Origin of the sequence: Paenibacillus melissococcoides (genome assembly GCA_944800085.1) — a bacterium.
GTDB lineage: Bacteria > Bacillota > Bacilli > Paenibacillales > Paenibacillaceae > Paenibacillus_B > Paenibacillus_B melissococcoides.
Map to the genome: position 1 here is coordinate 235,001 of CALYLO010000007.1, position 25,340 is coordinate 260,340.

The following is a 25,340-nucleotide window of genomic DNA, read 5'->3' on the forward strand; positions in this document are numbered from 1 at the left end:
GAGCGAACAGATGGGAAATATGCCGATGGCCCAGTTCCACCTCATCGACATCCTCCGCCCATTCGAGAAGCTGCCCTTCCCGGCCAACTCGATGCAGAGGCAGACGACTCAATGCCCCCTGCACCCGTTCGCGGAACGCCTCTTCCTCCGTTCGGCCTTCGCTTGCCTCAAGACAGGCTTGGAACAGCGCCCGCATGATTTGCGTATCCATAGACGGACCCATACCTAATGTACCTTGATGCCCGTTCGGCAGTCGGTAACGGTTTTCAGGCGAGATTGAAGGAGACGTGACCCATTCTCCCTGCTTATTTTCCACCAGATAGTCCAGCAGAAAGAGCGCGGCATCCTTCATAACGGGATAAGCCCGCTCGCGCAAAAACGCTTCGTCTCCCCCATAACGATAATGCTCCCACGCATGCAGCGCCAGCCAGGCTCCGCCCATCGGCCAGAAGGTGGCAGACACGACATCGCTTACCGGAGCGGTGTCCGCCCATAAGTTAGTCGCATGATGCGCCACGAATCCGTCCGCACCGTACAGGAGAGCTGCCGTTCGCCGCCCGTTGGTACGCAGCCGCTCCAGCAGATCGAACACCGGCTCATGGCATTCCGCCAGATTGGCCGCTTCAGCCGGCCAGTAATTCATTTGCAGATTAATATTGAGATGAAAATCCGACTCCCACGGCGGTGTGACATGCGGGTTCCAGATTCGTTGCAAATTGGCGGGCAGCGTCCCGGGCCGGGAGCTCCCCATCAGCAAGTAACGTCCATATTGAAAGAATAGGGCGAACAATCCGGGATCAGCCAGCCCTTGCCGCACCCGCTCCAGCCGTTCATCCGTCGGGAGCTGGCACAGCGTACCCTCCCCCGCCCCGCCCAAGCGGAGTTCGACCCGGTCATACAGGGCGCGGTGGTCCCGCACATGATCAGAGCGGACCTGCTGGTAGCCTTTCACAGCGGCCGCTTCCACCTGGCGCAGGCATGCCTGCAGCGGATTCGATTCCCGGTAGGTGGTCGCCGCCGCGACATAGACGGTAACCTCATCCGCAGCATCGATAGACAGGCAATCGCCGATAGCCGTCACTTCCCCATTATCGGCAAGCGCTTTCAGCGCAGCGCAGTAACGAACCCCTCCATCCCCGCACTGCCCCTGCATCGCGATCGTGCCGGATGCGATAACCGTCGTCCCTTCCTCGAAGGAGCGCCGGTTCAGATACAGGGATAAGGATAACCGCTTCGCGGAGGCCGTCAATCGAAGCGCGATCACTTGATCGGGGACGCTGCTGAACAGCCTCCCGGGAATAGACGATGCCGCCGCGGGTATATTCGACCCGGGCGATTCCCTCGGATAAGGACAGCTCCCGCGAATACCCGGACACTTCTCCATCTACTCCATGAAAAAACATCTTCAGCTCCCCAAGCGTCTGATAAGGTCCAAAATGCTTCGGCACCGAGGTGAGCGCCAGCCTGGCGATCCGCTCCGCCTCTTCGGGCCTGCCTTCCAGCAAATACTGCCGGATGACGGGCAGATAGGCAGCGGCATCCGGGTTCTCGCGAGCGGCCGGTCCGCCGTGCCAGACCGAATCTTCATTTAACTGCAAGCGATCCGAATCCACTCCGCCGAATTGCATGGCCCCCAGGCGCCCGTTCCCTACCGGCAGCGCCTCCGCCCACTGTCCGGCAGGCTGCCGGTACCATAACCGCTCGACCCGCTGCTCCGTTATGTCTTCCCTCATATAACTCCTCCTCGTAAGCCCATCCCGGTCAACCCCCAAACGCAAAGCGCCGGCACCGGAATGAGCCGGAATACCTTCATCACACGGTGAAAAATACTCTGAGGTGTTATCGGCACCCCCAAACATAGCAAACCCGTTTCCAAAATGTCAATTTCCATTCCCAGTTTCTTTTCAAAAAGCCGGCGTTTGTTAGACGCAGAAAGACCGGCCCTCCTCGCGGGAGCCGGTCTCCATGGCCGTGCTATATTACGAATTGCCGCGATCGCGCATATGCGGGAACAGCAGCACATCGCGAATCGAAGGCGAATCGGTCAGCAGCATAACGAGGCGGTCAACCCCGATGCCCAGTCCGCCTGTCGGCGGCATGCCGTATTCCAGAGCGCGGATGAAGTCGTCATCCATCTCATGCGCCTCGTCGTTGCCATGCTCGCGCTCTTCCAGCTGCGCCTCGAATCTCTTGCGCTGGTCGATCGGATCGTTCAGCTCTGTGAACGCGTTGGCATGCTCGCGGGCCACGATGAACAATTCGAAGCGATCCGTGAAGCGCGGATCCTGCGCATTTTTCTTCGCCAACGGAGAGATTTCCACCGGATGACCCGTAATGAAGGTCGGCTGGATCAGCGTCTCTTCCACGAAATGCTCGAAGAAGGCGTTCAAAATATGCCCGAACGTGAAGTGCTTCTCCACCGGAACTTTGTGCTCCTTGGCCAGCGCATGCGCCTCTTCGTCGGTCATCTGCACCGAGAAGTCGACACCGGTTACTTCCTTGACCGCGTCAACCATCGACAAGCGGCGCCATTGCGGCGTCAGATCGATATCGTGGCCCTGGTAGCGAATCTGCATCGTGCCAAGCACTTCTTGCGCGATATGCGCGATCATGTTTTCCGTCAGACGCATGATATCTTCATAATCGGCATACGCTTCGTACAGCTCGATCATCGTAAATTCAGGGTTATGGCGGGTAGAAATCCCTTCATTGCGGTAGACGCGTCCGATTTCATAGACCTTTTCCAGGCCCCCGACAATGAGACGCTTCAAGTGCAGCTCAATCGCGATCCGCATGTACAGCGTCATGTCGAGCGCGTTATGATGCGTGATGAACGGCCGCGCCGCAGCGCCGCCCGCGATCGCATGCAGCGTCGGCGTCTCCACTTCCAAATAACCGAGCGAGTCCAAATAGCGGCGCATCGATTGAATGATGCGGGAGCGCGCGATAAAGGTCTGCTGCACGTCCGGATTCATGATGAGATCGACATAGCGCTGGCGGTAGCGCAGCTCCACGTCCTTCAAGCCGTGATATTTCTCCGGCAGCGGATAAAGCGACTTGGACAGCACCTCCAAGTCCGTTACCTTCACCGACAGCTCGCCGGTCTTCGTCTTGAATACCTTGCCGCTGACCCCGATAATATCGCCAAGGTCCAGCATCGTGAACGCCTCATACTTCTCCGCAGGCACCGTATCCTGTCGAACATAGATCTGCAGGCGGCCGCTCAGATCCTGAATATGGGCGAAGCTCGCCTTGCCCATCTCCCGCTTCGCCATAATGCGTCCGGCCAGACTGACGACAGCGCCTTCCGTCTCCAGCTCTTCCTTCGTCATGCCGTTATATTTATCCAATACCGCCTTCGCAGTATGCGTGCGGCTATATTTGGCACCGAACGGATCAATGCCGAGCTTCCGCAGCTCGTCCAACTTGTTGCGGCGAATCTGTAGCAATTCGCTTAATTCGGTCTCTTGATTGACGACATCCGTCATACGTTTCACTCCTTCTATTGCTCCGCCTGTCCGGTTGGCATCGGCCCGTTGCGGATCATTCCATACCGTTATCATAACATGACAAGGACGCCGGGATATAGTCAATGATTGTGATCGGCCCGGCAGCTTGTCCGTCAACCGCCGGCTGCACCCCGTAACCTATGCCGCACGATGAGAAAAAAGCTTCCCTAAAGGAAGCTTTCATCCGTTATGTCCCCGTAGCCGCTGCCGGCCAACTGCCGCTATGCTTGCCGACTAGCCGGCTTCATCGCTCTCGCCAGGGTCGCGGCTTAGAGCTTGATATCGACGATTTTGTATTGAATCACGCCTGCTGGAACGCTGACGTCAACCACAGTACCCTTGGCTTTGCCCAAAATCGCCTTGCCTACCGGACTCTCATTCGAAATCCGGTTCTTCAATGGATCGGATTCCGCCGTACCGACAATGGTATACTCCATCGTATCCCCGAACTCGAGATCCTGAACGATGACGGTGGAGCCGATGCTCACGATATCCGTATCGATCTCGTCGTTGTTGATGATGCGGGCATTGCGAAGCATTTTTTCCAATGTAATGATACGACCCTCAATGAATGCCTGTTCGTTCTTCGCGTCTTCGTACTCGGAGTTCTCGCTGATGTCCCCGTAGCCGATCGCTATCTTGATTCGTTCCGCCACCTCGCGGCGTTTGACGGATTTGAGATTATCGAGTTCTTCCTCGAGCTTCTTCAGACCCTCCTGGGTCAGAATGACTTCTTTATCACTCATCTTACCGATTCTCCTGTCATGATCATTATTTTCGCATGCGAGCTTCGGCCGCTCTCGCAGTGGGCGGCGGCTTATCGATGCGAATGCCTTAATCTCATCATATGGCGCCATGGCCACATGATGCCCCCTTCGCGCAGGCTTGTTCCAGATTCCCAATAGATGCATGGGCACGCATCAGCCCGTAGCTAATTTTCTATTGTTGAATTATATGGGATGATTTTGTAAAAGTCAATGAGACGTCCCACTGACGTGAAAACGCTTTGATTCAGGTCCTGTCTTGAATCAACGGAACAGAGCGCTATCAATACCTTTCCATGGTTTCCAATATTGACAAAAATCAGCAGGGCATCGCGCCCTGCTGCATCCGTTCATCTAGTTGACCATACTTTCTGTGGCTCCGATGCCGGCTACATAATCCTCCAGCAGCCGCACCATCTCGTCACGCCGCGTCTCTTCCATCACCTTGTCCTTGACGCGGGCCGCCCCCGGCAGCCCCTTCAAGTACCAGGCCAGATGCTTGCGCATTTCTCTGACCGCCACCTTCTCGCCCTTCAACGCAATCAGGCGGTCCATATGGATAATCGCTATGCGCACCTTCTCCTCCGGCGTCGGATCCGGGAGGAGCTTCCCGGTCGTCAAATATTCGACGGTCCGGTACAGCATCCATGGATTGCCCAAGGCGCCGCGGCCGATCATGACGCCGTCGCATCCCGTCTCATCGAGCATGCGCCGCGCGTCTTCCGGCGTCGCCACATCGCCGTTCCCGATCACCGGAATCGAGACCGCCTCCTTCACTTGGCGAATGTAGCTCCAATCCGCCTTGCCGGTGTACAACTGCTCGCGCGTGCGGCCATGCACGCTGACCGCCTGACCGCCTGCGCGCTCGACCGCCTTCGCGTTGTCCACGACATAAATATGCTCGTCATCCCAGCCAATGCGCATTTTGACGGTAACCGGCTTATCTACGGCATCGACAACCGCCGACACCATCTCGTAAATCTTGTTCGGATCGAGCAGCCAACGCGCGCCCGCATCGCATTTCGTCACTTTCGGCACGGGACATCCCATATTGATGTCGATAATATCCGCGTTCGACTCTTTATCGACAATTTTGGCCGCTTCCACCAGCGATTTACGGTCTCCTCCGAAAATCTGCAGACTGAGCGGCTTCTCCCGATCGTCGACATACAGCATTTCTCTCGTCCGCTCGTTGCCATGGACGAGCGCTTTGTCGCTGACCATCTCCGCGCAGACGAGGCCGCAGCCGAATTCCTTCGCGATCAGCCGGAACGCCGGATTGCAGACGCCGGCCATCGGCGCCAGCACGACTTGATTTTTCATTTCGATGTTGGCGATTTTCAACACATCGACCACTCTCCTTTCTCTCGTTATTCTATCGAGTCCACCGTCTCCGCCTCGGGAGCCGGGTATTATGCTAACGGAAATGCCAGGATTTCATTTTATCGGAAAGAAGGATCAGATGCCAGTTCCTCTTGCGTTACGCCGAGCTCCCCGGCAATGCGCCCCATCGTCGCTTCATCCAGTCTCCTCCGTCCCCGCTCGATCTCGCCCAGCACGGATACCGACATGCCCAGCCGGTCAGCCAGCTGCTGCTGGGTCAAGCCTCTTAATTTGCGGAAGGCGCGGATTCGCCGGGCTAACTGAAGCGTGTCCACTTTCGAATATCTTCCTTCCCATCCAGTGTTCCCAGGGCGCGGTGAACGAATGCGTGCAGCCGACTATGTTCCGGAAGCACGATGTCCGCCATCGGAATGAGCACGAACAGCCGCTCTCCCATCCGCGGGTGAGGCAGCGTCAATTCCGGCGAATCCATCTCGAATCCTTCCATATATAACAGGTCCAGGTCGATAACGCGGGGCCCCCAGCGAACATCGCGAACCCGTCCCATCTCCAGTTCGGTATCCAGCATGACGCGCAGCAGGTCCTGCGGCGCCAGCGTACTGGCCACCCGGGCCGCCATATTCAAAAACTGGGGCTGATCCGTGTACCCGACCGGCTCCGTCTCATAAATGTCCGAGCATGCGGCCACGCGTATCTCGGGATGGGCGTTCAGTTTCGCCAGCGCCTCCCGCAGAGAGTGCTCCCGATCGCCAAGATTGGCTCCGAGCGCAATATAGGCCACAGCTTCCCGCTTCATCTCATTCATCCGCAGCCTCCAATTGACGGCTCTCTTCCCGAGCCCGCGTAATGTCTATCGTCACGCCCTGGAAATGAATATCGAACGGCGGGTGAGGCTTCGTTACCCGCACATGAGCCTCATGAATCGCAGGATAGCCATCCAGCAGCGTCTCGGCGATCCGCTCGGCCAACGCCTCCACGAGCTGATACGACTGCTCCTCTACAATCGATTTGACGGAATAGAACAATTCGGCATAATTAATGGAGTCCTCCAGCTTATCCGATTGCCCCGCCTTCTGCAAATCGATCTGCAAATCGAGATCGACGATCCAGAGCTGGCCCAGCGCCCGTTCCTCCGTGAACACCCCATGCTTGCCGAAAAACTCCATTCGATGGAGCTGCATCCGATCCGGCTTTACGACTCTCATCGCTTCCGCTCCTTCCCTTCCTTGAATTGCCGCCTGCAGTCAGCGGTACAGCACCGCGTCGCACATGCGCGCCGTCCGCGCGATCGAGGCGACATCATGCACGCGCACGATCTGGCAGCCCTGCGCGATGCCGAGCGCCACCGTCGCCGCCGTTCCTTCCACCACATCGTCGACCGGAAGCTGCAGCGTATCCCGGATGAACTTCTTGCGGGACGTGCCGAGCAATACCGGATATCCTAACGCGCACAGCTCGTCGAGATGGCTCATCAGGACAAGATTGTCCTCCCCGGTCTTGGCGAAGCCGATTCCGGGATCGAGCCAAATCTGGTCGTCCTTTACTCCTGCCGCTTTGGCCAGCTCTACGCTTTCGAGCAGATCGGCCTTCACCTCTTCGACGAACTGCTCATACCGCCGTTCCGGCCGATTATGCATCAATATGAGAGGACACCCATAGCGGGCGGCGACCTGCGCCATCTCCGGCTCCTTCTTGCAGCCCCAGATATCATTAATAATATGGGCCCCGGCCTCCAGTGCTTGCCGGGCAACCTCCGCTTTATACGTGTCCACCGAGATCGGCGCCTGCGGCAGCTCCCGGCGGAGCGCCTCGATGACCGGCAGCACCCGCTCCAGCTCTTCCTCCTGCCCGACGGGATGATGGCCCGGACGGGTCGACTCCCCGCCGATATCGATAATGTCGGCGCCCGCTTCCAGCATCTCCTCCGCGTGCCGCAGAGCCGCGTCTACACGGTTATACCGCCCGCCGTCCGAGAAGGAATCCGGGGTCACATTCAATATACCCATAATCAAGGTGCGCTGACCGAGAGTCAAGGCACCGTTCGCCCAACGATAGGTTCGTTGCCGCCATGTCGGCTGCAGCATATTCAACATCTCCGATCTGTCACAAGCTCTTATTCATTAGGTTAAAAGTCAATCATAGACCGCCTACAACTCGTCCTTCATTCGCAGACTGTCAAGTATGGCGCACCGTAAGGGAGCGGTAAGCGTCCAGCAGCGCGCGTGTGGTGCTTCCGATTCGTCCTCCGCTAACTTCGGCGGCCTGCCCTGTCTCATCCCATAGCGACGTAATCGGGACGAGCTCCTGCACGGAGGTCGTAATGAAAATTTCGTCTGCCCGCAGCAGGTCATCCCAGCGGTACAGCCCTTCCTCTGCCGCAAGCCCGCATGCCGTAGACAGCTCCAGCACAGCCCCCCGCGTGATGCCGGGCAGAATGCCCGTGGCAACCTCCGGGGTGCAGAGCCGGCGGCCCTTAACGAAGAACAGATTGCTGACGATACCCTCCGCCAGCCATCCTTCCGCCGTCAGCATGCACCCTTCCGCCCCGAGAGGGGCCGACTCATAGCCGGCCAGCTCGCGCTTGGCGAGAATATTATTCATATAATGGCCCGACTTGAAGCGCCTGTTCCCTTCGGGCCGGTTGCGCGTCAAGCGCAGCCGCTGCAGCGGCTTCCCGTTCGCATACAGCGCTTCCGGGACGTCTGGCAGCGGCTTGACCAGGACAATCGTCACCGGGCTGGCGTAATCGCCGCCCGGCAATCCGTAGCCGTTCTCGCCGGCGCTGACCGTATACCGGACATAGGCCTCTTCCAGATGATTCGCGGCCATGACAGCCCGGATATGGGCCTCGGCCTGCTCCGCTTCGGCTCTCCAGCGGATTCCCAGCTCCTCGCAGGCGCCGGCCAGCCGCTCCAGATGCCGCTCCAGCAGGAAGGGACGGCCGCCATACGTGCGCATCGTCTCGAACAGGCTCATGCCGTACAAAAAGCCGTGGTCCATTACGGAAACCGCGGCTTGATGGCTCGGCACCAGCTCTCCATTCCAACCGATGAAGCCCGTCATCGCGCAGGCGCCGCCATGCTCAAGAAATTGCGCAGCATCTGGTGGCCATGCTCCGAAATAATCGATTCCGGATGGAATTGGACGCCAACAATCGGATATTCCTGATGCTGAAGCCCCATAATTTCCCCTTCGGCGGTCTCCGCCGTAATCGCCAGGCAAGCCGGCAGACTCGCCCGATCGACGATAAGCGAATGATACCGGGTCGCCGTGAACGGATTCGGCAAGCCGGCGAAGATCGATTCGCCCTGATGAAGAATCGGCGACGTCTTGCCGTGCATCAGCCGCCCGGCACGGACCACCTCTCCGCCGAAGGCTTGGCCAATCGCCTGATGGCCGAGACATACGCCCAGAATCGGGATCCTGCCCGCGAAATGCTCTAGCACCTGCAGCGTGATGCCCGCTTCATTCGGCGTGCATGGGCCCGGGGACAACAGCAGATGATCCGGCTTCAGCCGTTCAATCCCCGCGATATCGATCTCGTCATTGCGGTAGACCCGGACCTCTTCGCCGAGCTCCCCCAAATATTGCACCAAGTTGTACGTAAACGAATCATAGTTATCAATAACCAGAATCATCCTGAACCGCTCCTCTCGCCTCGTCTGCCTCTGCTTCCTTCACTCCCGGCGGAACCGCATCCGCCGGAACGCTCTCGCTCAACTGCACTGCCTTCCATAATGCCTTGGCTTTGTTCAGGCATTCGGCATATTCCCGTTCCGGGTCGGAATCGATCACGATGCCGGCCCCCGCCTGAATATAACCTATCTGGTCTTTCACCACCAGCGTACGAATAATAATATTTAATTCCAAATCGCCGTTATAGTCAATCCAGCCGAAAGATCCGGTATAGGGCCCGCGGCGAACCGGTTCCAGCTCCTCGATAATTTCCATCGTCCGCACCTTCGGCGCGCCGGTGATCGTCCCGCCGGGGAATGTCGCCTGGATGACATCGAAGGCATCCTTGCCCTCGGCAAGCGTCCCGCGCACCTCCGAGACGAGATGCATGACATGGGAGTACGTCTCGATGACCATCAGCTCGTCCACCCGCACCGAACCGTAGGCCGAGATGCGGCCGAGGTCGTTGCGCTCCAGATCGACGAGCATAATATGCTCCGCGCACTCCTTCTCGTTGGTCCGGAGCTCCTCCGCCATGCGCGCGTCCTCCTCCGGCGTACGGCCGCGGCGTCTCGTCCCGGCTATCGGACGCGTGCTGACGACGCCTTGCTCCAGCCGGACCAGCAGCTCCGGAGAGCAGGATACGAGCTGGAAATCGGGGAATCGAAGCAAGCCCATGTACGGGGACGGGTTCAACGCGCGCAGCCATTCATACAGCCGCTCCGGCGTCTCCCGGAGGCGGCGCGACTGGCGCATGGACAGGTTCACCTGGAACACATCGCCCTGCCCGATATACCGCTGAATGCGGCGCACCGCCTCCTTGAACTCCTCCTTCGGAAATGCCGAAGCGACCCCTTCGAACGCCTCAATATCCATCGTCTGCAGATCGTGGCCGCCACCGGACAAGGAGCTTACCGCTTCACCCGGACGAAAGCTCGCGGCAGCCCGTTCCTGCCATCCGTCCCACTGGGCCTTCATCGCCTGCGCCCGTAAGGCCGCTTCCTCATACTTCGCGGCAAACGCAGCCGCCGCTCGCTGTCCGGCGTTTCCGTCCGGCCACCGCGTCATTACGGCGCAGAACAACCGCTTCTCCAGCTTGTCCACAATCCACAGCTCATCCACTTGCACAAATACATAATCGGGCAGTTCTAGATCATCTGCCGCGGATTCGGGCAGCCGTTCCAGGGAACGGGCGACGTCATAGCTTAAATACCCGATGCAGCCGCCGATGAACTTCGGCAGCTCTTCCACCTTCGGCGCCCGGTAAGGGGACATCCAGCGCTTCAACAGCTGCAGCGGCTCCCCTTCCTCCCGGCGGGCCGGCTTGTCCCCTTCCTGAATGAACGCCTCCCGATCCTTGCCGGTAATGACGGATACGGGCCGGCAGGCCAAGTACGTGTACCGGCCATCCTTGCCGCTCTCCAGCACGGCCGCATGGCTCCCCGCATCCTCCCATACCGGAAGCCATGAAGCCAACGCCTCATGCCCCCATTCATATTCCGCAATATAAGGAAGTACGGTGTACCCTTCCTGTACCCACCGGCTCCAATGGCCGGCCGTAATGATCGCTGCTTCACGCAGGGACATCTGCTCCACTTCTCCACCTCGCCTTACCCGTGATCTCATATCTGTGACATGAATCACCGGAATCGTTACCGTAAGTATAAACAAAGAGCCCCGGGAAGTAAAGGCTCCCTCGCATATCCAAAAAACCCCTCGCCGCCAGAAAGCGCGCAGGGCAATGGCTTGCCCGCGTGCTCCCGACGGAAGGGGATATCGATAAAAGCGATTAATTCTCGAAGTTGAACAGCGGCGTGCTCAAGTAGCGCTCGCCATTGCTAGGCACAACGGCAATAACGCGCTTCCCTTCGCCCAGCTCGCGGGCGACCTGCAGAGCCGCATGAATGGCCGCTCCCGAGGAGATCCCGCACAGAATACCTTCCGACTTCGCTACCTGGCGGGCTACCTCGAACGCATCTTCATTATCCACCGCAATGATCTGATCGTAGATGTCGCGATTCAGAATCTCCGGAATGAAGTTCGCCCCGATGCCTTGAATCTTATGCGGTCCCGGCTTGCCCCCCGACAGCAGCGGAGAAGCGGACGGTTCGACTGCAATCACGCGAATGCCCGGGAAATTCTCCTTCAGCACTTCGCCGGTTCCCGAGATCGTGCCGCCGGTGCCGATTCCGGCCACGAACGCATCCAGCCGGCCGTCCAGCGAACGAATCGCTTCGACAATCTCCGGCCCCGTCGTCTCCCGGTGCACCTTGACGTTGGCCTTATTTTTGAACTGCTGCGGCATGAAGTAAGAAGGATTCTCCTGAGCAAGCTCCTCTGCCTTCCGCACGGCCCCGTTCATTCCTTCCGCGCCCGGGGTAAGCACAAGATCCGCGCCGTAGGCGCGCAGCAGATTGCGGCGTTCGATGCTCATCGTCTCCGGCATGACAAGAATCGCCTTGTAACCTTTGGCTGCCGCCACCATCGCCAGGCCGATCCCGGTGTTGCCGCTCGTTGGCTCGACGATCGTATCGCCAGGCTTCAGCAAGCCTTCCTGCTCCGCCACTTCGATCATGCTGATGGCGATCCGGTCCTTCACGCTGGCGCCCGGATTCTGATATTCCAGCTTGACGTAAATCTCGGCACTGCCTTCCGGCACAATGCGGTTCAAGCGTACCAGTGGAGTATCCCCAATCAATTCGGTTACATTATTGACGATTCTTGCCATAACGATGCCCTCCTGCCATTATTCAATATCTCGGTCTTGCCGCGTATACATCCCGCAATTATCCACTAATTTCCGACTAAAGCACTAGGTTTTATTTAATCTTACCAATCCAACGGTATGTTGTCAATAGAGCGCGCAAATGCTATGACAAAAAATTGAAGCTTGCGGCAAAAAAATGACCGCTGCTTGGATAACAAAAAGGGATAATCGCAAGGGCGGACGAATCCACTCGCTCTTGCGGTTACCCCTTTTATTTACCCGTTCGCTGACGCAGCTGCGACAACGACGGCATTATATTTTTTACGGAGCGCCTCTTCCCACTCCTTCAGCGGGGGCGATTTGGACAGCGCCACATCCCGGCGGGCCTGCTCCTTGATCGCCGCTTCGCTCTCCGACTGCGCTTCACGCTTGCCCGTTACGGTCAGAATGGCGTATCCGTCGCTCACTTCGATCGGCTCCGAGATGTCGCCTACCTCCATCTCGCGCGCCGCTTCCAGCTCCGCGGGGGAGAAGAACGGATCGTTAGCGTCGATCCATCCGAGACGGCCTTCCTGATAGGAGGAGAACTCATCGACCGATAGCCTCCCTGCCAAGGAGGCGAACGTCTCTCCGTCCTTCAGCTTCGCCAGCACCTCTTCCGCTTCCTCGCGGGTCGGAACGACGATATGGGCGAGCTGATAAGCATCGACAGCCTCGTAAGCCTCCCGATGATCCTGCAAATACTGGTCAAGCTCCTCCTCCGACACATTCACGTTATGAGTCGCGATCTTCTCCAGCAGCAGCCGGTGATGGATATCCTGCCGAATCTGCTCCGGGCTCATGCCCAGTTGTTCCGTCATCGCCTGAAAATACGCTTCAGTGCTTTCATACCCTCGCATTTGCCGCGCAATCTCTTGCTCCACTTCTTTCTGGCTTACTTCAATGCCTAACGCTTTCGCTTCCTTCTCTGCCGCCCTGGCCGTCAACATCTGTTCCATAACCTGCGCGCCATACTGCCGCTCCAATTCCTCATACCATTCCTTGCGCGTTATCTTCTCCCCGGCGACGGTTGCCACAACCGTTGAGGAATCAGGGGAAGCACTCGCATCCGACGCCGCGGAAGGGCGATCATGCTTGAAGATGAGCATGCCGGCGAGCACCAAGATGCAGACGCAAAGAAAGAGGATGCAGCCCCATAAGCTTTTGACTTCTTTGGTCATATCGCTTGCTTCCCTTATCCCGTATTTCCGTGTTAGCCGTTCCTACCTCTGGCTCGCCCTATCGACCGATTCGGATGCGGAACCTCGATCCGGGTCCCATCGATCGATGCCGGGCTCGCCTCCGGCTCGTGCTCATCCATTGCGACTTGTCCGGCTAGGCTTGCTGCGCCTGTTCACGCAGTTGTTCCAGCTCTTCTCTTCCAAATGAGTACTTCTCGTTGCAAAAATGACAGACGACCTCCGCCTGGCCATCCTCTTCAATCATCGCGGTCAATTCGCCCTTGCCTACACTAATCAATGTCCGCTCCACCCGTTCCCGGGAGCATTGGCATTGGAAGCGGACGGGCATCCGTTCCATAACGTTCGCGTCACTGATAATCCAGGTTACCAGCTCATCCAGCTCCATGCCTTGATCCAGCAGGGAGGTCACGGGAGGAAGCACGCTGAGCGAATGCTCGATCTGATTGATCTGTTCCTCGGTCAGCCCAGGCAGCAATTGTACAATGAAGCCTCCCGCATGCAGGACCGAATTGTCGACATCCACCAGCACCCCGAGGCCTACGGCAGACGGGGTCTGCTCGGAGGTGGCGAAGTAATACGTGAAGTCCTCGGCCAATTCTCCCGAGATGATCGGGGAACTGCCGCGATACGGCTCCTTCAGGCCAAGATCCTTGATGACATGGATGAAGCCGCTGCGTCCGACCGCTCCGGCCACGTCCAGCTTGCCTTGGGCATTGCTGGCCAGTTGAACCTGCGGATGCGTAACATAGCCGCGCACCTCGCCATGAGCGTTCGCATCGGCGACAATCTGTCCGATAGGTCCGTCGCCCTTGACCTGAACGGTCAATTTCTCATCGCCCTTCAGCATGGCGCCCATCATGGCGGCAGCGGTAACCGTGCGTCCAAGCGCAGCCGTCGCCGTCGGGTAGGTGCCATGGCGCCGCTGCAATTCATTGACCAGCCCGGTCGTGCGTACCGCGAAGATCCGGACCTTGCCGCCCAGTCCGGTGCCGCGAATCAGCATGTCCTGCATATTCTCCCTCTCTTCGGGTTGCTGTCCTAACATATCGTTCATGGGAGCCTCCTGTACTGTTCTTATTCTACGACGGGATAGGCCGTCAAAGGGTTACAATTTGTTCCGATTATAAATAAGGCGCAAACCTTCCAGCGTCAACAACGGGTTCGTCGTATCAATCGTCCTCGATTCGCTTGCAATAAGCTCGGCCATGCCGCCGGTGGCGATAACGGTAGGTTCGGCTCCAAGCTCGTTCGTTATACGGTCCACGATGCCGTCCACCTGGCCGGCGTATCCGTAAATAATGCCCGCCTGCATGGAATGAACCGTATTGCGTCCAATCACCGACTTGGGCTTCGTCAATTCAATCCGCGGCAGCTTCGCCGCCCGCTGATACAGCGCTTCGGTAGAGACGCCGATACCCGGCACGATCGCGCCGCCGATATAGTTGCCCTTGACGTCGATAACATCGAAGGTCGTCGCCGTCCCGAAGTCGACGACGACAAGCGGCTTCAGACCGCCATACAATTCGATCGCCACCACCGCGTTCACGATCCGGTCCGCCCCCACCTCGCGCGGATTCTCGATGCGGATATTGAGACCGGTCTTGACGCCGGGGCCAACAATGAGCGGCGCCTTGTTCAAATACTTCTTGCACAGCATCTCCATCGTATGCATAATCGGCGGAACAACGGAAGAAAGAATGACGCCTTCAATATCCTGAACCGACAGCTTGGTCATCGTGAACAGATTGTAGATCATGACGCCATATTCATCTGTCGTCGACTGCCGGCTCGTCGACAAGCGCCAGTTATGAAGCAGCTTGTCTCCCTCGTATACGCCCAGGACAATATTGGTGTTCCCTATATCGATAACGAGTATCACGGCCTAACCTTCTTTCTTCTCATTCAAGTCGAGGCTGATATCCAACGCATGGAAGGAATAGGTCAACGCGCCGACAGACACGACGTCGACCCCGGTCAGCGCCTTGTCGCGAATCGTATCCAGGGTGACGCCTCCCGATGCTTCGATGAGGACATGCGGCGCCGCTTCACGGATGAGGGCGACCGCCTCGCGCATCTGCGCCAAATCCATATTGTCCAGCATAATAATGTCCGCCCCCGCCCGCAGCGCTTCCTTCACCTGCTCGATCGATTCGGCTTCGACCTCAATCTTCATCGTATACGGAATGTTGGCGCGTGCCCGGCTTACGGCCGCTTCGATCCCGCCTGCGCCCTTGATGTGGTTGTCCTTGATCATGACGGTGTCATACAAGCCGAAGCGGTGATTGCTCCCTCCGCCGACACGCACCGCATATTTTTCCAGTGCGCGGTGGCCCGGAGTGGTCTTGCGCGTATCGACCAGCTTCGTGTTCAGGCCCTCAATGGCTTGAACAAACTTATTCGTCTTCGTCGCAATCCCGGACAAGCGCTGAAGCAGGTTCAAGGCGAGCCGCTCCCCGCTCAAAATGCTGTGCGTGGTGCCTTCCACTTCCGCCAGGACGGCGCCGCGGGCAACCACGGCTCCGTCTTCGACCCGGGCCGTGAACCTAAGCGAGGGATCAACGGCCTCGAACACGGCTTCGGCTACCGGCAGTCCCGCGATCATGCCGTCTTCCTTCGCATGAATGATGCCGCGGGATTGGTGTCCGGCCGGAATGGTGTAGGCTGTCGTGACGTCGCCCGTTCCTATATCTTCTTGCAGCCACGCTTCCAACTGTCGGCGCAGCGCCATTCGTTCCAAGCTATACAATGCTCACTCGCTCCTCCGTAATTCCATATTCACGATGCAGCAGGGTATGCTTGCACCATTTCTCGTCATCCCGCTCGGGGAAATCCTCCCGCGCATGAGCGCCGCGGCTCTCTTCCCGCCACAAGGCGGACTCGGCGACCAGCATGGCGCAGATCAGCAGATTGGCGAATTCATATTCCTCCCGCTTCGACAGCATCATCTCAAAGACGGCCGCCTGGCGCTTCAACTCTCCCATACCCTTCATCAGGCCGTCCGCCTGGCGGCGCAGCCCGACATAACGGACCATCACCTTCTGCAGCTTCAGCCGGCGTTCCACCATCGGCTGGATGCAGGGCTCATGATGGACGCGCTGAGATGCGGCATTAGGACAGGCCTCCCCCCGAGGTTCCAGTGCGGCAATCCGTTCCACGATCCGCTTGCCGTACACGATCGCTTCCGATAAAGAGTTGCTTGCGAGACGATTCGCCCCATGCACGCCGGTCGAGGACACTTCGCCGCAGGCGAACAGACGGCGGATATTGGTTTCTCCCCACAAATCCGTTTTGATACCGCCCATCATATAGTGGGCAGCCGGCGACACCGGAATCCAGTCGCTGGTCAGATCCAGACCGTATTGCAGACAGGTGTCGTATATCGTCGGAAAGCGATGCTTGATCATCTCCTCGGGCTCATGGGTAATATCCAGGTAGACGAAGGTCGACTTGGTCGCTTCCATCTCGCTGACGATCGCCCGGGCTACCACGTCACGGGGCGCAAGCTCCAGTTGAGGATGATATCTCTCCATGAAGCGCTCTCCCCGAATATTGCGCAGGTAGGCGCCTTCGCCCCGGACCGCCTCCGAGATGAGAAAGCGCGGCGCCCCCGGATAGCTGAGAACGGTCGGATGGAATTGAATGAACTCCATATCCTGAATATATGCCCCAGCCCGATACGCCATGGCGATCCCGTCCCCCGTGGCAACCTCCGGGTTCGTCGTATAGCGGTACAGCTGGCCGGTCCCGCCGGAGCAAATCACCGTGGCCTTGCCGCTGACGAACACGCGCTTGCCGTCCGCCCGCTGGACAATCGCGCCGCAGCATTCGCCTTCCTCGGTCACGAGATCGATCACGAAATGATCGTCCCAGATCGTAACCTGCTCCAACTGCTGGATACGCTCCGCCAAGGCGCGCACAATCTCGTATCCGGTGGCGTCGCCGTTGGCATGCAGAATGCGGCGATGGCTGTGCGCTCCTTCCCGCGTCAAGGCAATGGCGCCGTTCTCTTCATCGAAGGATGCGCCCATCCGGATCAGCTCCTGGACGCCGGCCGGGCCTTCGTGGACAAGCACATCGACCGCCTCAGAGTCGCACAGGCCCGCCCCGGCAATCAATGTATCCTGACGATGGTAGGCCGGGGAATCATCGTCCGCGAACACGGCCGCAATCCCGCCCTGCGCATAGCGCGTATTGCTGTCGAACAGCGACTTCTTTGTTATCATCAGCACCCGCTGCTCCCGGCTTGCCTGGATGGCGGTATAGAGGCCGGCAATACCGGCGCCAATCACAATGACGTCAGTATGAACATGCTCCATATCTTCAAGTGCGAAGTCTATCAAGTAACGGGGAATCCGATTCGCCATTGTATTCACAACCTCATAGATGGAATCTTATGCTTTGTTCTGTTTGAACAGAAGAGTAGCGCATGCTACTCTACTTGACCTGTAACATGCGCTCCAAAGATAACCGTGCATTCTCGGCAACCTGCGGCGGCACATAAATCTGCGGCTGCATCGTTTCGAGGCATTTCACGAGTTTTTTGAGATTATTCACCTTCATATTGGGACAGACAAGATACTTCGTCGCGAAGTGAAATCGCTTCTCCGGGCTGTCCTTCCGGAGCTGATACCCGGTGCCGTCCTCTGTCCCTACAATAATATCGGTCGCATCCGACCGTTTGCAATAATCGATAATGGCGGTCGTGCTGCCGACGAAATCGCCCATGGCCACGACTTCCGGGCGGCATTCCGGGTGCACGACGAACGGCGCGCCCGGATACTTCGCCTTCATCTCCATGACATCATTCACCGTCAGCATATCATGCGTATTGCAGTAGCCTTCCCATTTGATTAAAGGTCGGCCGGTCTGCTGCTCTACATAATGGCCCAGGTTCTTGTCGGGAACCCAGATGATCTCCTCCGCATCCAGCGAAGCGATGACCTTTACCGCATTGGAGGAAGTGCAGCAAATATCGGTCTCTGCCTTAATCTCCGCGGAGGAATCGATATAGGTAACGACTTTGGCATTCGGATGCTCCGCCTTCAGCTTCCGTAGCCCGTCGACATTGACCATGTCGGCCATCGGGCAGCCTGCCCGCTCATCAGGGATGATGACCGTTTTGTTCGGAGCCAATATTTTGGCGCTCTCCCCCATGAAGTGGACACCGCAAAAGACGATAACGTCTGCGTCAGTCTCTGCGGCCTTCTGCGCCAGCAGAAAGGAATCTCCCCTGAAATCGGCGACTTCCTGAATCTCATCCCGCTGATAATAATGAGCTAATATGATGGCGTTGCGCTCTTTCTTCAACTGCATCAACCGTTCACGGAGCTCTTGCTTCTGCTCTTCCTTCCGTGCCAACGCCAGTGCTTCCAATGTCACCCTCCATCCACTCCTTGGCCTTGTCGTTAACCTATAATTTACACACCCCGACCGGCTATGTCAATTCGGAATTCAGGCCCAATCGCCGTAAAAAAGAGCGTACCGGAAGGTACGCTCTTGCAAACGCCCGGAGGGCGGCCCATGTACTTGCGCTTATTGTTCGTCTTTCTTGTCATGCGGCGGCTCATCCTTGTCCGCAGGCGCCTTCGGCTCCTCGGATGTCGGTTCCGTCTTCGGCTCCTCGGCGGTGTCGCCGCGAATGTCAGCAGGCGAAGAGCCGTTCGGAATATCGCCTGTCGGCTGACCGGATGGAGAACCATCCCATTGCGTCGGCCCAAGCTTCTCCGGCTTGCCTACCAGATTCACCTTCACATCGCCCGTCGTCTCGATAACCGGCGTGCCGGCTTCCGGCGCGTCCGTCGATGCAGGTGTTCCTTCGCTCAGCTTGCCATCCTCGATAAGCTGCTTGATCTGCTCCAGCTCCAAGGTCTCGACCTCGAGAAGGGTATTCGCGATCAAGCTCACCTCGCGGGAACGCTCGGTCAAGAGCTTCTTCGCGCGCTCATAGCATTCATTTATGATGCGCTGCATCTCTTGGTCGATCTCGTAGGCAATGGCATCGGAGTAGTTCTGCTCGTGACCGAGGTCTCGGCCCAGGAACACTTCTCCTTGACGATTGCCGAACTGCATCGGCCCAAGCTTCTCGCTCATGCCGTATTCCATAATCATGCTGCGCACGATGCGGGTCGCCTGCTGGAAGTCGCTGTATGCGCCGGTGCCAATCTCGCCAATGAACAGTTCTTCGGCGACACGGCCCCCGAGCAATCCCGTGACTTTGTCCAGCAATTCCTGCTTCGTCACCAGCATGCGGTCTTCCTTCGGCAGCATGATGACGTAACCGCCGGCCCGGCCGCGCGGAATGATCGTTACCTTGTGGACCATATCCGCATGCTCCAGGAAATAACCGATCACCGTATGTCCGGCTTCATGGAAAGCAACAATCCGCTTCTCGCGATCGCTGATCATGCGGCTCCGCTTCTCCGTTCCGACGATGACGCGGTCAATCGCCTCGTCAACGTCCGTCATCGTAATATCTTTATGGTTCTTGCGGGCTGCCAGCAGCGCCGCTTCGTTCAGCAAGTTCTCCAAGTCGGCGCCGGTGAAGCCGGTCGTCCGCTTGGCGATTGTTTCTAGGTTCACGTTTTTGTTCAACGGCTTATTGCGGGCATGCACCTTCAGCACCGCCTCGCGGCCCTTCACATCCGGACGATCGACCGTAATCTGGCGGTCAAAGCGTCCAGGGCGGAGCAATGCCGGGTCCAGAATATCCGGACGGTTCGTCGCTGCGATAATGATGATGCCTTCGTTGGCGCCGAAGCCATCCATCTCGACCAGCAACTGATTGAGCGTCTGCTCCCGTTCGTCGTGGCCGCCGCCCAGACCGGCGCCCCGTTGACGGCCGACAGCATCGATCTCGTCAATGAAAATGATACATGGCGCATTCTTCTTCGCATTCTCGAACAGGTCCCGGACCCGGGATGCGCCGACACCAACGAACATTTCCACGAAGTCGGAACCGGAGATGCTGAAGAACGGAACGCCTGCTTCCCCTGCAACGGCACGGGCCAGCAACGTCTTACCGGTACCCGGAGGGCCGTTCAGCAGCACGCCCTTCGGGATGCGGGCGCCAAGGGCTGCGAACTTGCGCGGATCCTTCAGGAACTCGACAACCTCTACCAGCTCTTGCTTCTCTTCATCCGCACCCGCGACGTCTTCAAAGGTGACGCGCTTCTTCTCTTCATTATACAAGCGTGCGCGGCTCTTCCCGAAGTTCATTACCTTGCCGCCGCCGCCCTGCGCTTGGTTAAAGAAGAAGAAGAACAGGATGAACATAATGATAAATGGAATAATCGACGTCAGAAACGTCAGCCAGAGGCTTTGTTCCTCCATCTTTTTCCAATTAATCTTCAGTGACTGCTGATTGTCCCCTGCGTTCATTATCTCTTCGACGGCCGGATTGCTATCCGGAATATACGTTACGAACTGCTGGGATTTCGCCCCTTCTGGAATCTTGTTATATTTACCGATGACCAAATAAGCCCGACCTTCATACTGAACCGTCATTTCTTGTATATTATTAGCCGAAAGCTCTTTGCGGAACTGGTCATAACTCGGCGTGTCCGTGGCTTCATTGCCGTTGCCGATGAACTGGACAAATCCTACCACGACCAAAAAAAGAATCAGATAAAAACCAGAATTCTTGATGAACCGATTCATCCCCAACCTCCTCTCAAGGACACGAAATTATTGTATCATAGCACGTAATGCCATCACAACTTGACCAGCAAGCGTGTAAGGCGTGTGTCTTATTTGGCTTCATTCGCGTAGATCGTTGGCTTCAACACGCCTATATATGGAAGGTTGCGGTAACGTTCGGCATAATCCAAGCCATAGCCGACGATGAATTCGTCGGGAAGCACGAATCCCTTGTAGTCCGCTTCCAGATTAACGGTGCGGCGCGCCGGCTTATCGAACAGCGTCACGAGGCGAATCGAATTCGCCTTGCGGCCTTGAAGCACCTCAATCAGGTAGCTAAGCGTCAAGCCGGTATCTATAATGTCTTCAACAATGAGCACATCCCGGCCTTCTACGGATACATCCAAATCTTTGATAATCCGGACGACACCGGAAGACTTCGTGGAAGCTCCATAGCTGGATACCGCCATGAAGTCCAATTCCATAGGTACGGTAATTCGCTTGACCAGATCCGCCATGAAGACGAATGCGCCTTTCAGGACACAGATGACCAGCGGGCATTTCCCTTCATACTCGCGGCTAATCTGCGCACCCAGCTCCTGGACCTTCGCCTGAATTTGCTCCTCGCTGATAATTACCTTTTCAATGTCGTTATACAATGATGGGCCCCTCCTAGAGTAAATACTGAAAACTTACATGAACGTGATTACATCATGCGGTCAGGTTGGGCGGAGCGAGATCGCTGCCGTGCCGGAATATGCGCACCGCCTTCCAGCTCCAGCCGGAGGACACGGTCTGTAGAGGGCCCGACCAGCGCGGCATCCGAACGCCGCAAGCCCGGTACCCACAAGATCTGCCCCTTGGCATCCGTCACGACAGGGACGGTGCCGCGAAGCGAGGGCGCGATTTTGGCATCGACGAACATATCTTGCACCTTTTTGCTGCCATTTAACCCTAAAATACGCATTCGATCGCCGTCGCGGCGATATCGGACACGCAGCGGCCAACACAATTGCTCCGCATCGAACAGCGCCTCCGCCTGTCCCGAGGGAACCCGCGTTATTCCGAATGCGGCTTGATGCGCCGCTTCCTGGGCAATGGAAGAGCTCCTTACGGACTCTATAATCCAGTGCAGCCTACTGCCATTCGACGGTATCGGGAGACTGCCCGATTCATATGTACGATCAATCGTCAGATCCAGTACATCCGGCCCGTTCTTCTCTTGACCGACGGGTTGGCGCAGCCACAGCAGGCGGTCGTATTCTCTCTGGAATTCGACTCCGGGGGCCGCATCCGTCTTCCAGGTGGATGGGTGTTCCCGGATCGCCGCATTCCGCAGCGCCTCAACCGTGTCGAAGTCAGCTTGATCCGCTTCCCGCGTGAGATAGTTTAATATTAGTTTAATCAACCTGCGTTGTAAAGCGACATGTGCCTGAACAAGCGCCGTCCGATCGAGAACGACGCCGTCCGGCGACGACGATTCCAGCGGAACGTCTTCTCCATCCTTTACCGTCCTCGCCACGCGTTGAAACAACTGCCGCGCCTGCTCCTCCATCCAATCGTTCTCTTCCCGCAGCACATCGGCCGTGCGGCACAGGGAAGTGACCATGCCCGGGTTCTCCTGCTCCAGCCGCGGCATCACGTCCATCCGGACCCGGTTGCGCAAGTAATCGGTCTTCGCATTGCTGCTGTCCGTCACGTAGGCGATGCCGCGCAAGCGGCACCACTCCAGCAATTCCGCCTTGCGGACGCCAAGGAGCGGACGGACGAAGGAGAAGCCGTCCGCTTCCCGCTTCCAAGCCATCCCCGACAGTCCCGTGCTTCCGGTTCCGCGCAGCAGCCGCATCAGCACCGTCTCCGCCTGATCATCGGCATGATGCGCCAATGCGATGACCGAGGCCTGCTCGCGGGAGGCGACTTCCTTCAAGAAGTCATAGCGGAGCTGCCGCGCTGCCGCTTGCGCATTCATCTTATGCGCCGCCGCCCAGCCCGGAGCGTCCACTCGCTTCATCGCCAGTCTTACCCCGAGCCGCTCCGCTTCCCGCGCCACGAACCGCGCTTCTTCGTCCGACTCCTGCGGGCGGAACCCATGGTGCACGTGGGCGATGATCATCCGTTCGCTTCCCGGACGATGTCCGGTCAGGGCAGCGATGGCATGCAGCAGCAGCATAGAGTCCGGTCCGCCCGAGACCGCGATCACGATGCGGTCGCCATCGTTCCACAGCCGGTGCCGCTCTACGGTATCCCGCAGCTTCTCCGTCCATTGCCGCCACGCATATTCGCTGTCCTTGCCCGCATGCCTGCCCGATGCCGTCATGTCCATCCCCGATTCCTTCCATTATGTGCTGCTGCCGCCGACACCTCTTCCCGGACGTGCCCAGTCCAAGCACAGAATTCGTTATGTATGAAGAGGAGGCCTGCGTGATGAACCTCATAAAGTTATAAAGGCTGTTCAAAAGTCCGCTTTTAATCACAAAGTGACACAGGAAGCAGCTCGGCATCGAATCCTGCACTCACTCTTGAAGTCCTCTGCTCATGTAGTCTCGCCTACACTGCGCTGCTTCTTAAGTTTTGCGAAGCAAAACTCGCATCGGAAGCATAAGCTTCGAGTTCACGCAACCTTCTCGGTGCTGAAAACCGGCCGTTTGAACACATGATTAATATGTATAAATTCAATATAACACAATATGTCCCATTAATCGAAACCCCATGCCCAAAAAGCGATACTCGCCGCAAAAAGCAGCACAGACACGGCAAAAAACCACTTCAGCCACAATGGCGTGGGGCGGTTCAGCGGTTTGCCGGAGCGATGAAGCTTCCGTGTCCGTTCATGCCACAGACGGCATGCCTCTTCCGGGGAAGCGAATTCCCCGCGCAAGGCCGGCGCCAGCCATGGCTCATACGGCAGCACCCGGGGATGGGTCCGGGCGATCTCGAGGAGATCCTTGATATCGCGCGTCTGCGGGAGCGTTGTCTTGATCCGTTCCCGAAGCTCCCGCTCGGCCATCATCTGAATCGTCATGACCGCGAACGAGAACAGATCATACCGAAAATCGGCGGTGCGCGATCCGGCATGCCAATACCCCCGATCATACAATTCCGTGAATTGCTTCACGCTTTTCCCGGTGGAGGTCAGACCGCCGTAATCGATCAATTCAACCTCTCCTTTATCGTTCACCAGCACGTTCTCCGCCTTGAGATCGCCAAAGACAAGCCCCTGCCGGTGCAACTGCCTGAGCTTTTCCAGCAAGCGTCCTCCCACGACGCCATACCATTCCGGCCCATGCTTATAAATGAATTTGCGAAGGCTCACCCCGGGCACATACATCATCACATAGAACGGGATGCGCTTGCCGTGCAGATCGCAATCATCGTTATCGACGAGAAATGGCCGGGCATGGTGGCGGCCCGTGCGCCCCGCCTCCGCTTGCCGTCCCTTCTCCCAGGTCCGCAGCGCGTTAATCTCGGACTGGAGATCGACGGAGTTCATTCCCATCTTCAGCGCATAGGCAGCGGTCCGTCCTCCGCGCGGCTGCGCTGCAGGCGGCAGATGAGTCACCAAATACACGACTCCGTTGGCCCCGCGGCCAAGCCGTCGCTCAATTCGGTAGACGCGCCCGTTCCATACTCCCTGCAGCACGGTTCCCGCTTCGACGCGAAGCGCCGCTGCCTGCGCATGATGCTGTTCATTCTCCATGTTACACGATGTAGTCACTCCACATCCCATCCGTTCCTGTTCCATCTGAGGCGTGCGACGCCAGGTCGCGTTCCTGACTCGCCTTGCCTCCATCATATTGATAATAGTCGATCACTTTCAAGAGGGCAGGTCCCGTCGGGGTCGTTCCCCGCATATTCAACCGCTGGAACAAACGCTTCGCGCGGCTGAGATCGTCGGTCCATTCCATATCCAGCACGGCCTCTTCTCCGCCGTAAGGTCCCGGGAAATGGAACACGCTCAACTCGCTTTTGCCCGCTCTAGCCTGCAGGCTCAGCATCAGATCCCGTATCGCCTCCTCGACTGCCGGGAGCTTCGGCTTCATGCTCGCGCTCGCATCGATGAGCAGGGCGACGCGCAGCGGCGAATTCTCGCTCAGCTCGTCCATGACGCGCACCACTTCCGATCGCTGCTCCGGCGGAAGGGTCTCGAATTCGACGTTCTGCTCGGCTCCGAATATTTGACGCAGTTCCTTGTTCACGGCCTGATGAATCGTCTGCACCACCGTCTTACGCGTCATCATCTGCACCGTCTGCGACAGCTGGTGCGACTGGACAATACGGCTTATCCCTCCTCCGGCACGGGCAATCTCGTCGATCTCCCGGGCTCCAAGCTCACCTATCGTTCCATAATCCACAATGCCGACAACGTTAACCGAGATGCCCCGCTCCCGCGCTTCCGCAGCGGCAACGGCAGGCTGAACGCCCACATTGGAGCAGCCGTCGGTTATCAATAGAATTTGCTTCATTT

Annotated in this window: 23 protein-coding genes and 1 pseudogene (1 of these 24 cut by a window edge); all 24 read right to left on the reverse strand. The window is 57.8% G+C overall.

The annotated features are described in order from the left end of the window. A protein-coding gene (locus OCY70_RS24115) for a glycosyl hydrolase family 95 catalytic domain-containing protein (RefSeq protein WP_249724722.1) crosses the window boundary here: on the reverse strand, positions 1-1,264 show its 5' portion. 596 nt of this gene lie to the left of the window's left edge; 1,264 of the gene's 1,860 nt are visible here — the first part of the coding sequence; it begins with the start codon at positions 1,262-1,264; its stop codon lies off the left edge, out of view. 67 nt (positions 1,265-1,331) lie between these two features. Beyond that, positions 1,332-1,859 (reverse strand): annotated as a pseudogene (locus tag OCY70_RS24120) (glycoside hydrolase family 95 protein); the annotation flags it as partial. Between the two features lie 120 nt (positions 1,860-1,979). After that, entirely contained in the window at positions 1,980-3,488 is a 1,509-nt protein-coding gene (gene lysS / locus OCY70_RS24125; RefSeq protein WP_213427238.1) for a lysine--tRNA ligase, read from the reverse strand. Positions 3,489-3,778: 290 nt separating this feature from the next. Then, positions 3,779-4,255 carry a transcription elongation factor GreA gene (gene greA, locus OCY70_RS24130; protein ID WP_006678253.1) on the reverse strand — a complete coding sequence of 159 codons (477 nt, stop codon included), beginning with the start codon at positions 4,253-4,255 and terminating at the stop codon, positions 3,779-3,781. Between the two features lie 372 nt (positions 4,256-4,627). Beyond that, positions 4,628-5,620 carry a tRNA dihydrouridine synthase DusB gene (dusB, locus tag OCY70_RS24135; protein WP_213427193.1) on the reverse strand — a complete coding sequence of 331 codons (993 nt, stop codon included), beginning with the start codon at positions 5,618-5,620 and terminating at the stop codon, positions 4,628-4,630. A gap of 95 nt (positions 5,621-5,715) precedes the next feature. Continuing rightward, positions 5,716-5,931, reverse strand: coding sequence for a helix-turn-helix domain-containing protein (locus OCY70_RS24140; protein ID WP_197259756.1), 216 nt, complete (start codon positions 5,929-5,931; stop codon positions 5,716-5,718). Further along, on the reverse strand, positions 5,913-6,422 hold the full coding sequence (gene folK, locus OCY70_RS24145) for a 2-amino-4-hydroxy-6-hydroxymethyldihydropteridine diphosphokinase (protein WP_213427194.1): 510 nt from the start codon (positions 6,420-6,422) through the stop codon (positions 5,913-5,915). The genes OCY70_RS24140 and folK overlap by 19 nt, the downstream gene beginning before the upstream one ends. Then, positions 6,415-6,822 (reverse strand): dihydroneopterin aldolase, encoded by a 408-nt coding sequence (folB, locus tag OCY70_RS24150; RefSeq protein WP_261945054.1) that lies wholly within the window; start codon positions 6,820-6,822, stop codon positions 6,415-6,417. Before folB ends, folK begins: the two co-directional genes overlap by 8 nt. Positions 6,823-6,861: 39 nt before the next feature. Then, positions 6,862-7,701, reverse strand: a complete 840-nt coding sequence (gene folP, locus OCY70_RS24155; protein WP_213427196.1) for a dihydropteroate synthase — start codon at positions 7,699-7,701, stop codon at positions 6,862-6,864. A 91-nt stretch (positions 7,702-7,792) separates the two neighbouring features. Next, complete coding sequence (locus OCY70_RS24160) at positions 7,793-8,680, reverse strand: aminotransferase class IV (RefSeq protein WP_213427197.1); 888 nt, start codon at positions 8,678-8,680, stop codon at positions 7,793-7,795. Continuing rightward, positions 8,677-9,255, reverse strand: a complete 579-nt coding sequence (locus tag OCY70_RS24165) for an anthranilate synthase component II (protein WP_213427198.1) — start codon at positions 9,253-9,255, stop codon at positions 8,677-8,679. The genes OCY70_RS24160 and OCY70_RS24165 overlap by 4 nt, the downstream gene beginning before the upstream one ends. Beyond that, a complete protein-coding gene (locus tag OCY70_RS24170; RefSeq protein ID WP_213427239.1) occupies positions 9,239-10,879 on the reverse strand; it encodes an anthranilate synthase component I family protein in 1,641 nt (546 codons plus the stop codon). The genes OCY70_RS24165 and OCY70_RS24170 overlap by 17 nt, the downstream gene beginning before the upstream one ends. Positions 10,880-11,081: 202 nt before the next feature. After that, complete coding sequence (gene cysK / locus OCY70_RS24175) at positions 11,082-12,020, reverse strand: cysteine synthase A (protein ID WP_213427199.1); 939 nt, start codon at positions 12,018-12,020, stop codon at positions 11,082-11,084. A gap of 254 nt (positions 12,021-12,274) precedes the next feature. Then, on the reverse strand, positions 12,275-13,219 hold the full coding sequence (locus OCY70_RS24180) for a SurA N-terminal domain-containing protein (protein WP_213427200.1): 945 nt from the start codon (positions 13,217-13,219) through the stop codon (positions 12,275-12,277). Positions 13,220-13,373: 154 nt separating this feature from the next. Then, a complete protein-coding gene (gene hslO / locus OCY70_RS24185; protein WP_283776723.1) occupies positions 13,374-14,294 on the reverse strand; it encodes an Hsp33 family molecular chaperone HslO in 921 nt (306 codons plus the stop codon). A gap of 51 nt (positions 14,295-14,345) precedes the next feature. After that, positions 14,346-15,119 carry a type III pantothenate kinase gene (locus OCY70_RS24190; RefSeq protein WP_213427201.1) on the reverse strand — a complete coding sequence of 258 codons (774 nt, stop codon included), beginning with the start codon at positions 15,117-15,119 and terminating at the stop codon, positions 14,346-14,348. Positions 15,120-15,122: 3 nt separating this feature from the next. Further along, on the reverse strand, positions 15,123-15,968 hold the full coding sequence (gene nadC, locus OCY70_RS24195; protein ID WP_213427241.1) for a carboxylating nicotinate-nucleotide diphosphorylase: 846 nt from the start codon (positions 15,966-15,968) through the stop codon (positions 15,123-15,125). A gap of 10 nt (positions 15,969-15,978) precedes the next feature. Then, a complete protein-coding gene (nadB, locus tag OCY70_RS24200) occupies positions 15,979-17,604 on the reverse strand; it encodes an L-aspartate oxidase (protein ID WP_213427202.1) in 1,626 nt (541 codons plus the stop codon). 70 nt (positions 17,605-17,674) lie between these two features. Then, the gene (gene nadA / locus OCY70_RS24205) at positions 17,675-18,613 is read right to left on the reverse strand and encodes a quinolinate synthase NadA (protein ID WP_213427242.1); all 939 of its coding nucleotides are present in this window, start codon (positions 18,611-18,613) and stop codon (positions 17,675-17,677) included. Between the two features lie 159 nt (positions 18,614-18,772). Next, positions 18,773-20,896, reverse strand: a complete 2,124-nt coding sequence (ftsH, locus tag OCY70_RS24210; RefSeq protein WP_213427203.1) for an ATP-dependent zinc metalloprotease FtsH — start codon at positions 20,894-20,896, stop codon at positions 18,773-18,775. An 89-nt stretch (positions 20,897-20,985) separates the two neighbouring features. Next, a complete protein-coding gene (hpt, locus tag OCY70_RS24215) occupies positions 20,986-21,534 on the reverse strand; it encodes a hypoxanthine phosphoribosyltransferase (protein WP_213427204.1) in 549 nt (182 codons plus the stop codon). A gap of 47 nt (positions 21,535-21,581) precedes the next feature. Continuing rightward, on the reverse strand, positions 21,582-23,198 hold the full coding sequence (gene tilS / locus OCY70_RS24220; RefSeq protein ID WP_213427205.1) for a tRNA lysidine(34) synthetase TilS: 1,617 nt from the start codon (positions 23,196-23,198) through the stop codon (positions 21,582-21,584). A gap of 372 nt (positions 23,199-23,570) precedes the next feature. Continuing rightward, positions 23,571-24,590 carry a protein kinase domain-containing protein gene (locus OCY70_RS24225; protein WP_306433912.1) on the reverse strand — a complete coding sequence of 340 codons (1,020 nt, stop codon included), beginning with the start codon at positions 24,588-24,590 and terminating at the stop codon, positions 23,571-23,573. Next, positions 24,574-25,338 (reverse strand): vWA domain-containing protein, encoded by a 765-nt coding sequence (locus OCY70_RS24230; protein WP_213427206.1) that lies wholly within the window; start codon positions 25,336-25,338, stop codon positions 24,574-24,576. The genes OCY70_RS24225 and OCY70_RS24230 overlap by 17 nt, the downstream gene beginning before the upstream one ends. Positions 25,339-25,340: the final 2 nt, after the last annotated feature.

Excerpts from the sequence above, each read along its gene's own strand:
- lysS (WP_213427238.1), bottom strand. The coding sequence starts at position 3,488 with ATGACGGATGTCGTCAATCAAGAGACCGAATTAAGCGAATTGCTACAG.
- greA (WP_006678253.1), bottom strand. The coding sequence starts at position 4,255 with ATGAGTGATAAAGAAGTCATTCTGACCCAGGAGGGTCTGAAGAAGCTC.
- folK (WP_213427194.1), bottom strand. The coding sequence starts at position 6,422 with ATGAATGAGATGAAGCGGGAAGCTGTGGCCTATATTGCGCTCGGAGCC.
- folB (WP_261945054.1), bottom strand. The coding sequence starts at position 6,822 with ATGAGAGTCGTAAAGCCGGATCGGATGCAGCTCCATCGAATGGAGTTT.
- folP (WP_213427196.1), bottom strand. The coding sequence starts at position 7,701 with ATGCTGCAGCCGACATGGCGGCAACGAACCTATCGTTGGGCGAACGGT.
- OCY70_RS24160 (WP_213427197.1), bottom strand. The coding sequence starts at position 8,680 with ATGACGGGCTTCATCGGTTGGAATGGAGAGCTGGTGCCGAGCCATCAA.
- OCY70_RS24165 (WP_213427198.1), bottom strand. The coding sequence starts at position 9,255 with ATGATTCTGGTTATTGATAACTATGATTCGTTTACGTACAACTTGGTG.
- OCY70_RS24170 (WP_213427239.1), bottom strand. The coding sequence starts at position 10,879 with ATGTCCCTGCGTGAAGCAGCGATCATTACGGCCGGCCATTGGAGCCGG.
- cysK (WP_213427199.1), bottom strand. The coding sequence starts at position 12,020 with ATGGCAAGAATCGTCAATAATGTAACCGAATTGATTGGGGATACTCCA.
- OCY70_RS24180 (WP_213427200.1), bottom strand. The coding sequence starts at position 13,219 with ATGACCAAAGAAGTCAAAAGCTTATGGGGCTGCATCCTCTTTCTTTGC.
- hslO (WP_283776723.1), bottom strand. The coding sequence starts at position 14,294 with ATGAACGATATGTTAGGACAGCAACCCGAAGAGAGGGAGAATATGCAG.
- nadC (WP_213427241.1), bottom strand. The coding sequence starts at position 15,968 with ATGGCGCTGCGCCGACAGTTGGAAGCGTGGCTGCAAGAAGATATAGGA.
- nadB (WP_213427202.1), bottom strand. The coding sequence starts at position 17,604 with ATGGCGAATCGGATTCCCCGTTACTTGATAGACTTCGCACTTGAAGAT.
- ftsH (WP_213427203.1), bottom strand. The coding sequence starts at position 20,896 with ATGAATCGGTTCATCAAGAATTCTGGTTTTTATCTGATTCTTTTTTTG.
- tilS (WP_213427205.1), bottom strand. The coding sequence starts at position 23,198 with ATGGACATGACGGCATCGGGCAGGCATGCGGGCAAGGACAGCGAATAT.
- OCY70_RS24230 (WP_213427206.1), bottom strand. The coding sequence starts at position 25,338 with ATGAAGCAAATTCTATTGATAACCGACGGCTGCTCCAATGTGGGCGTT.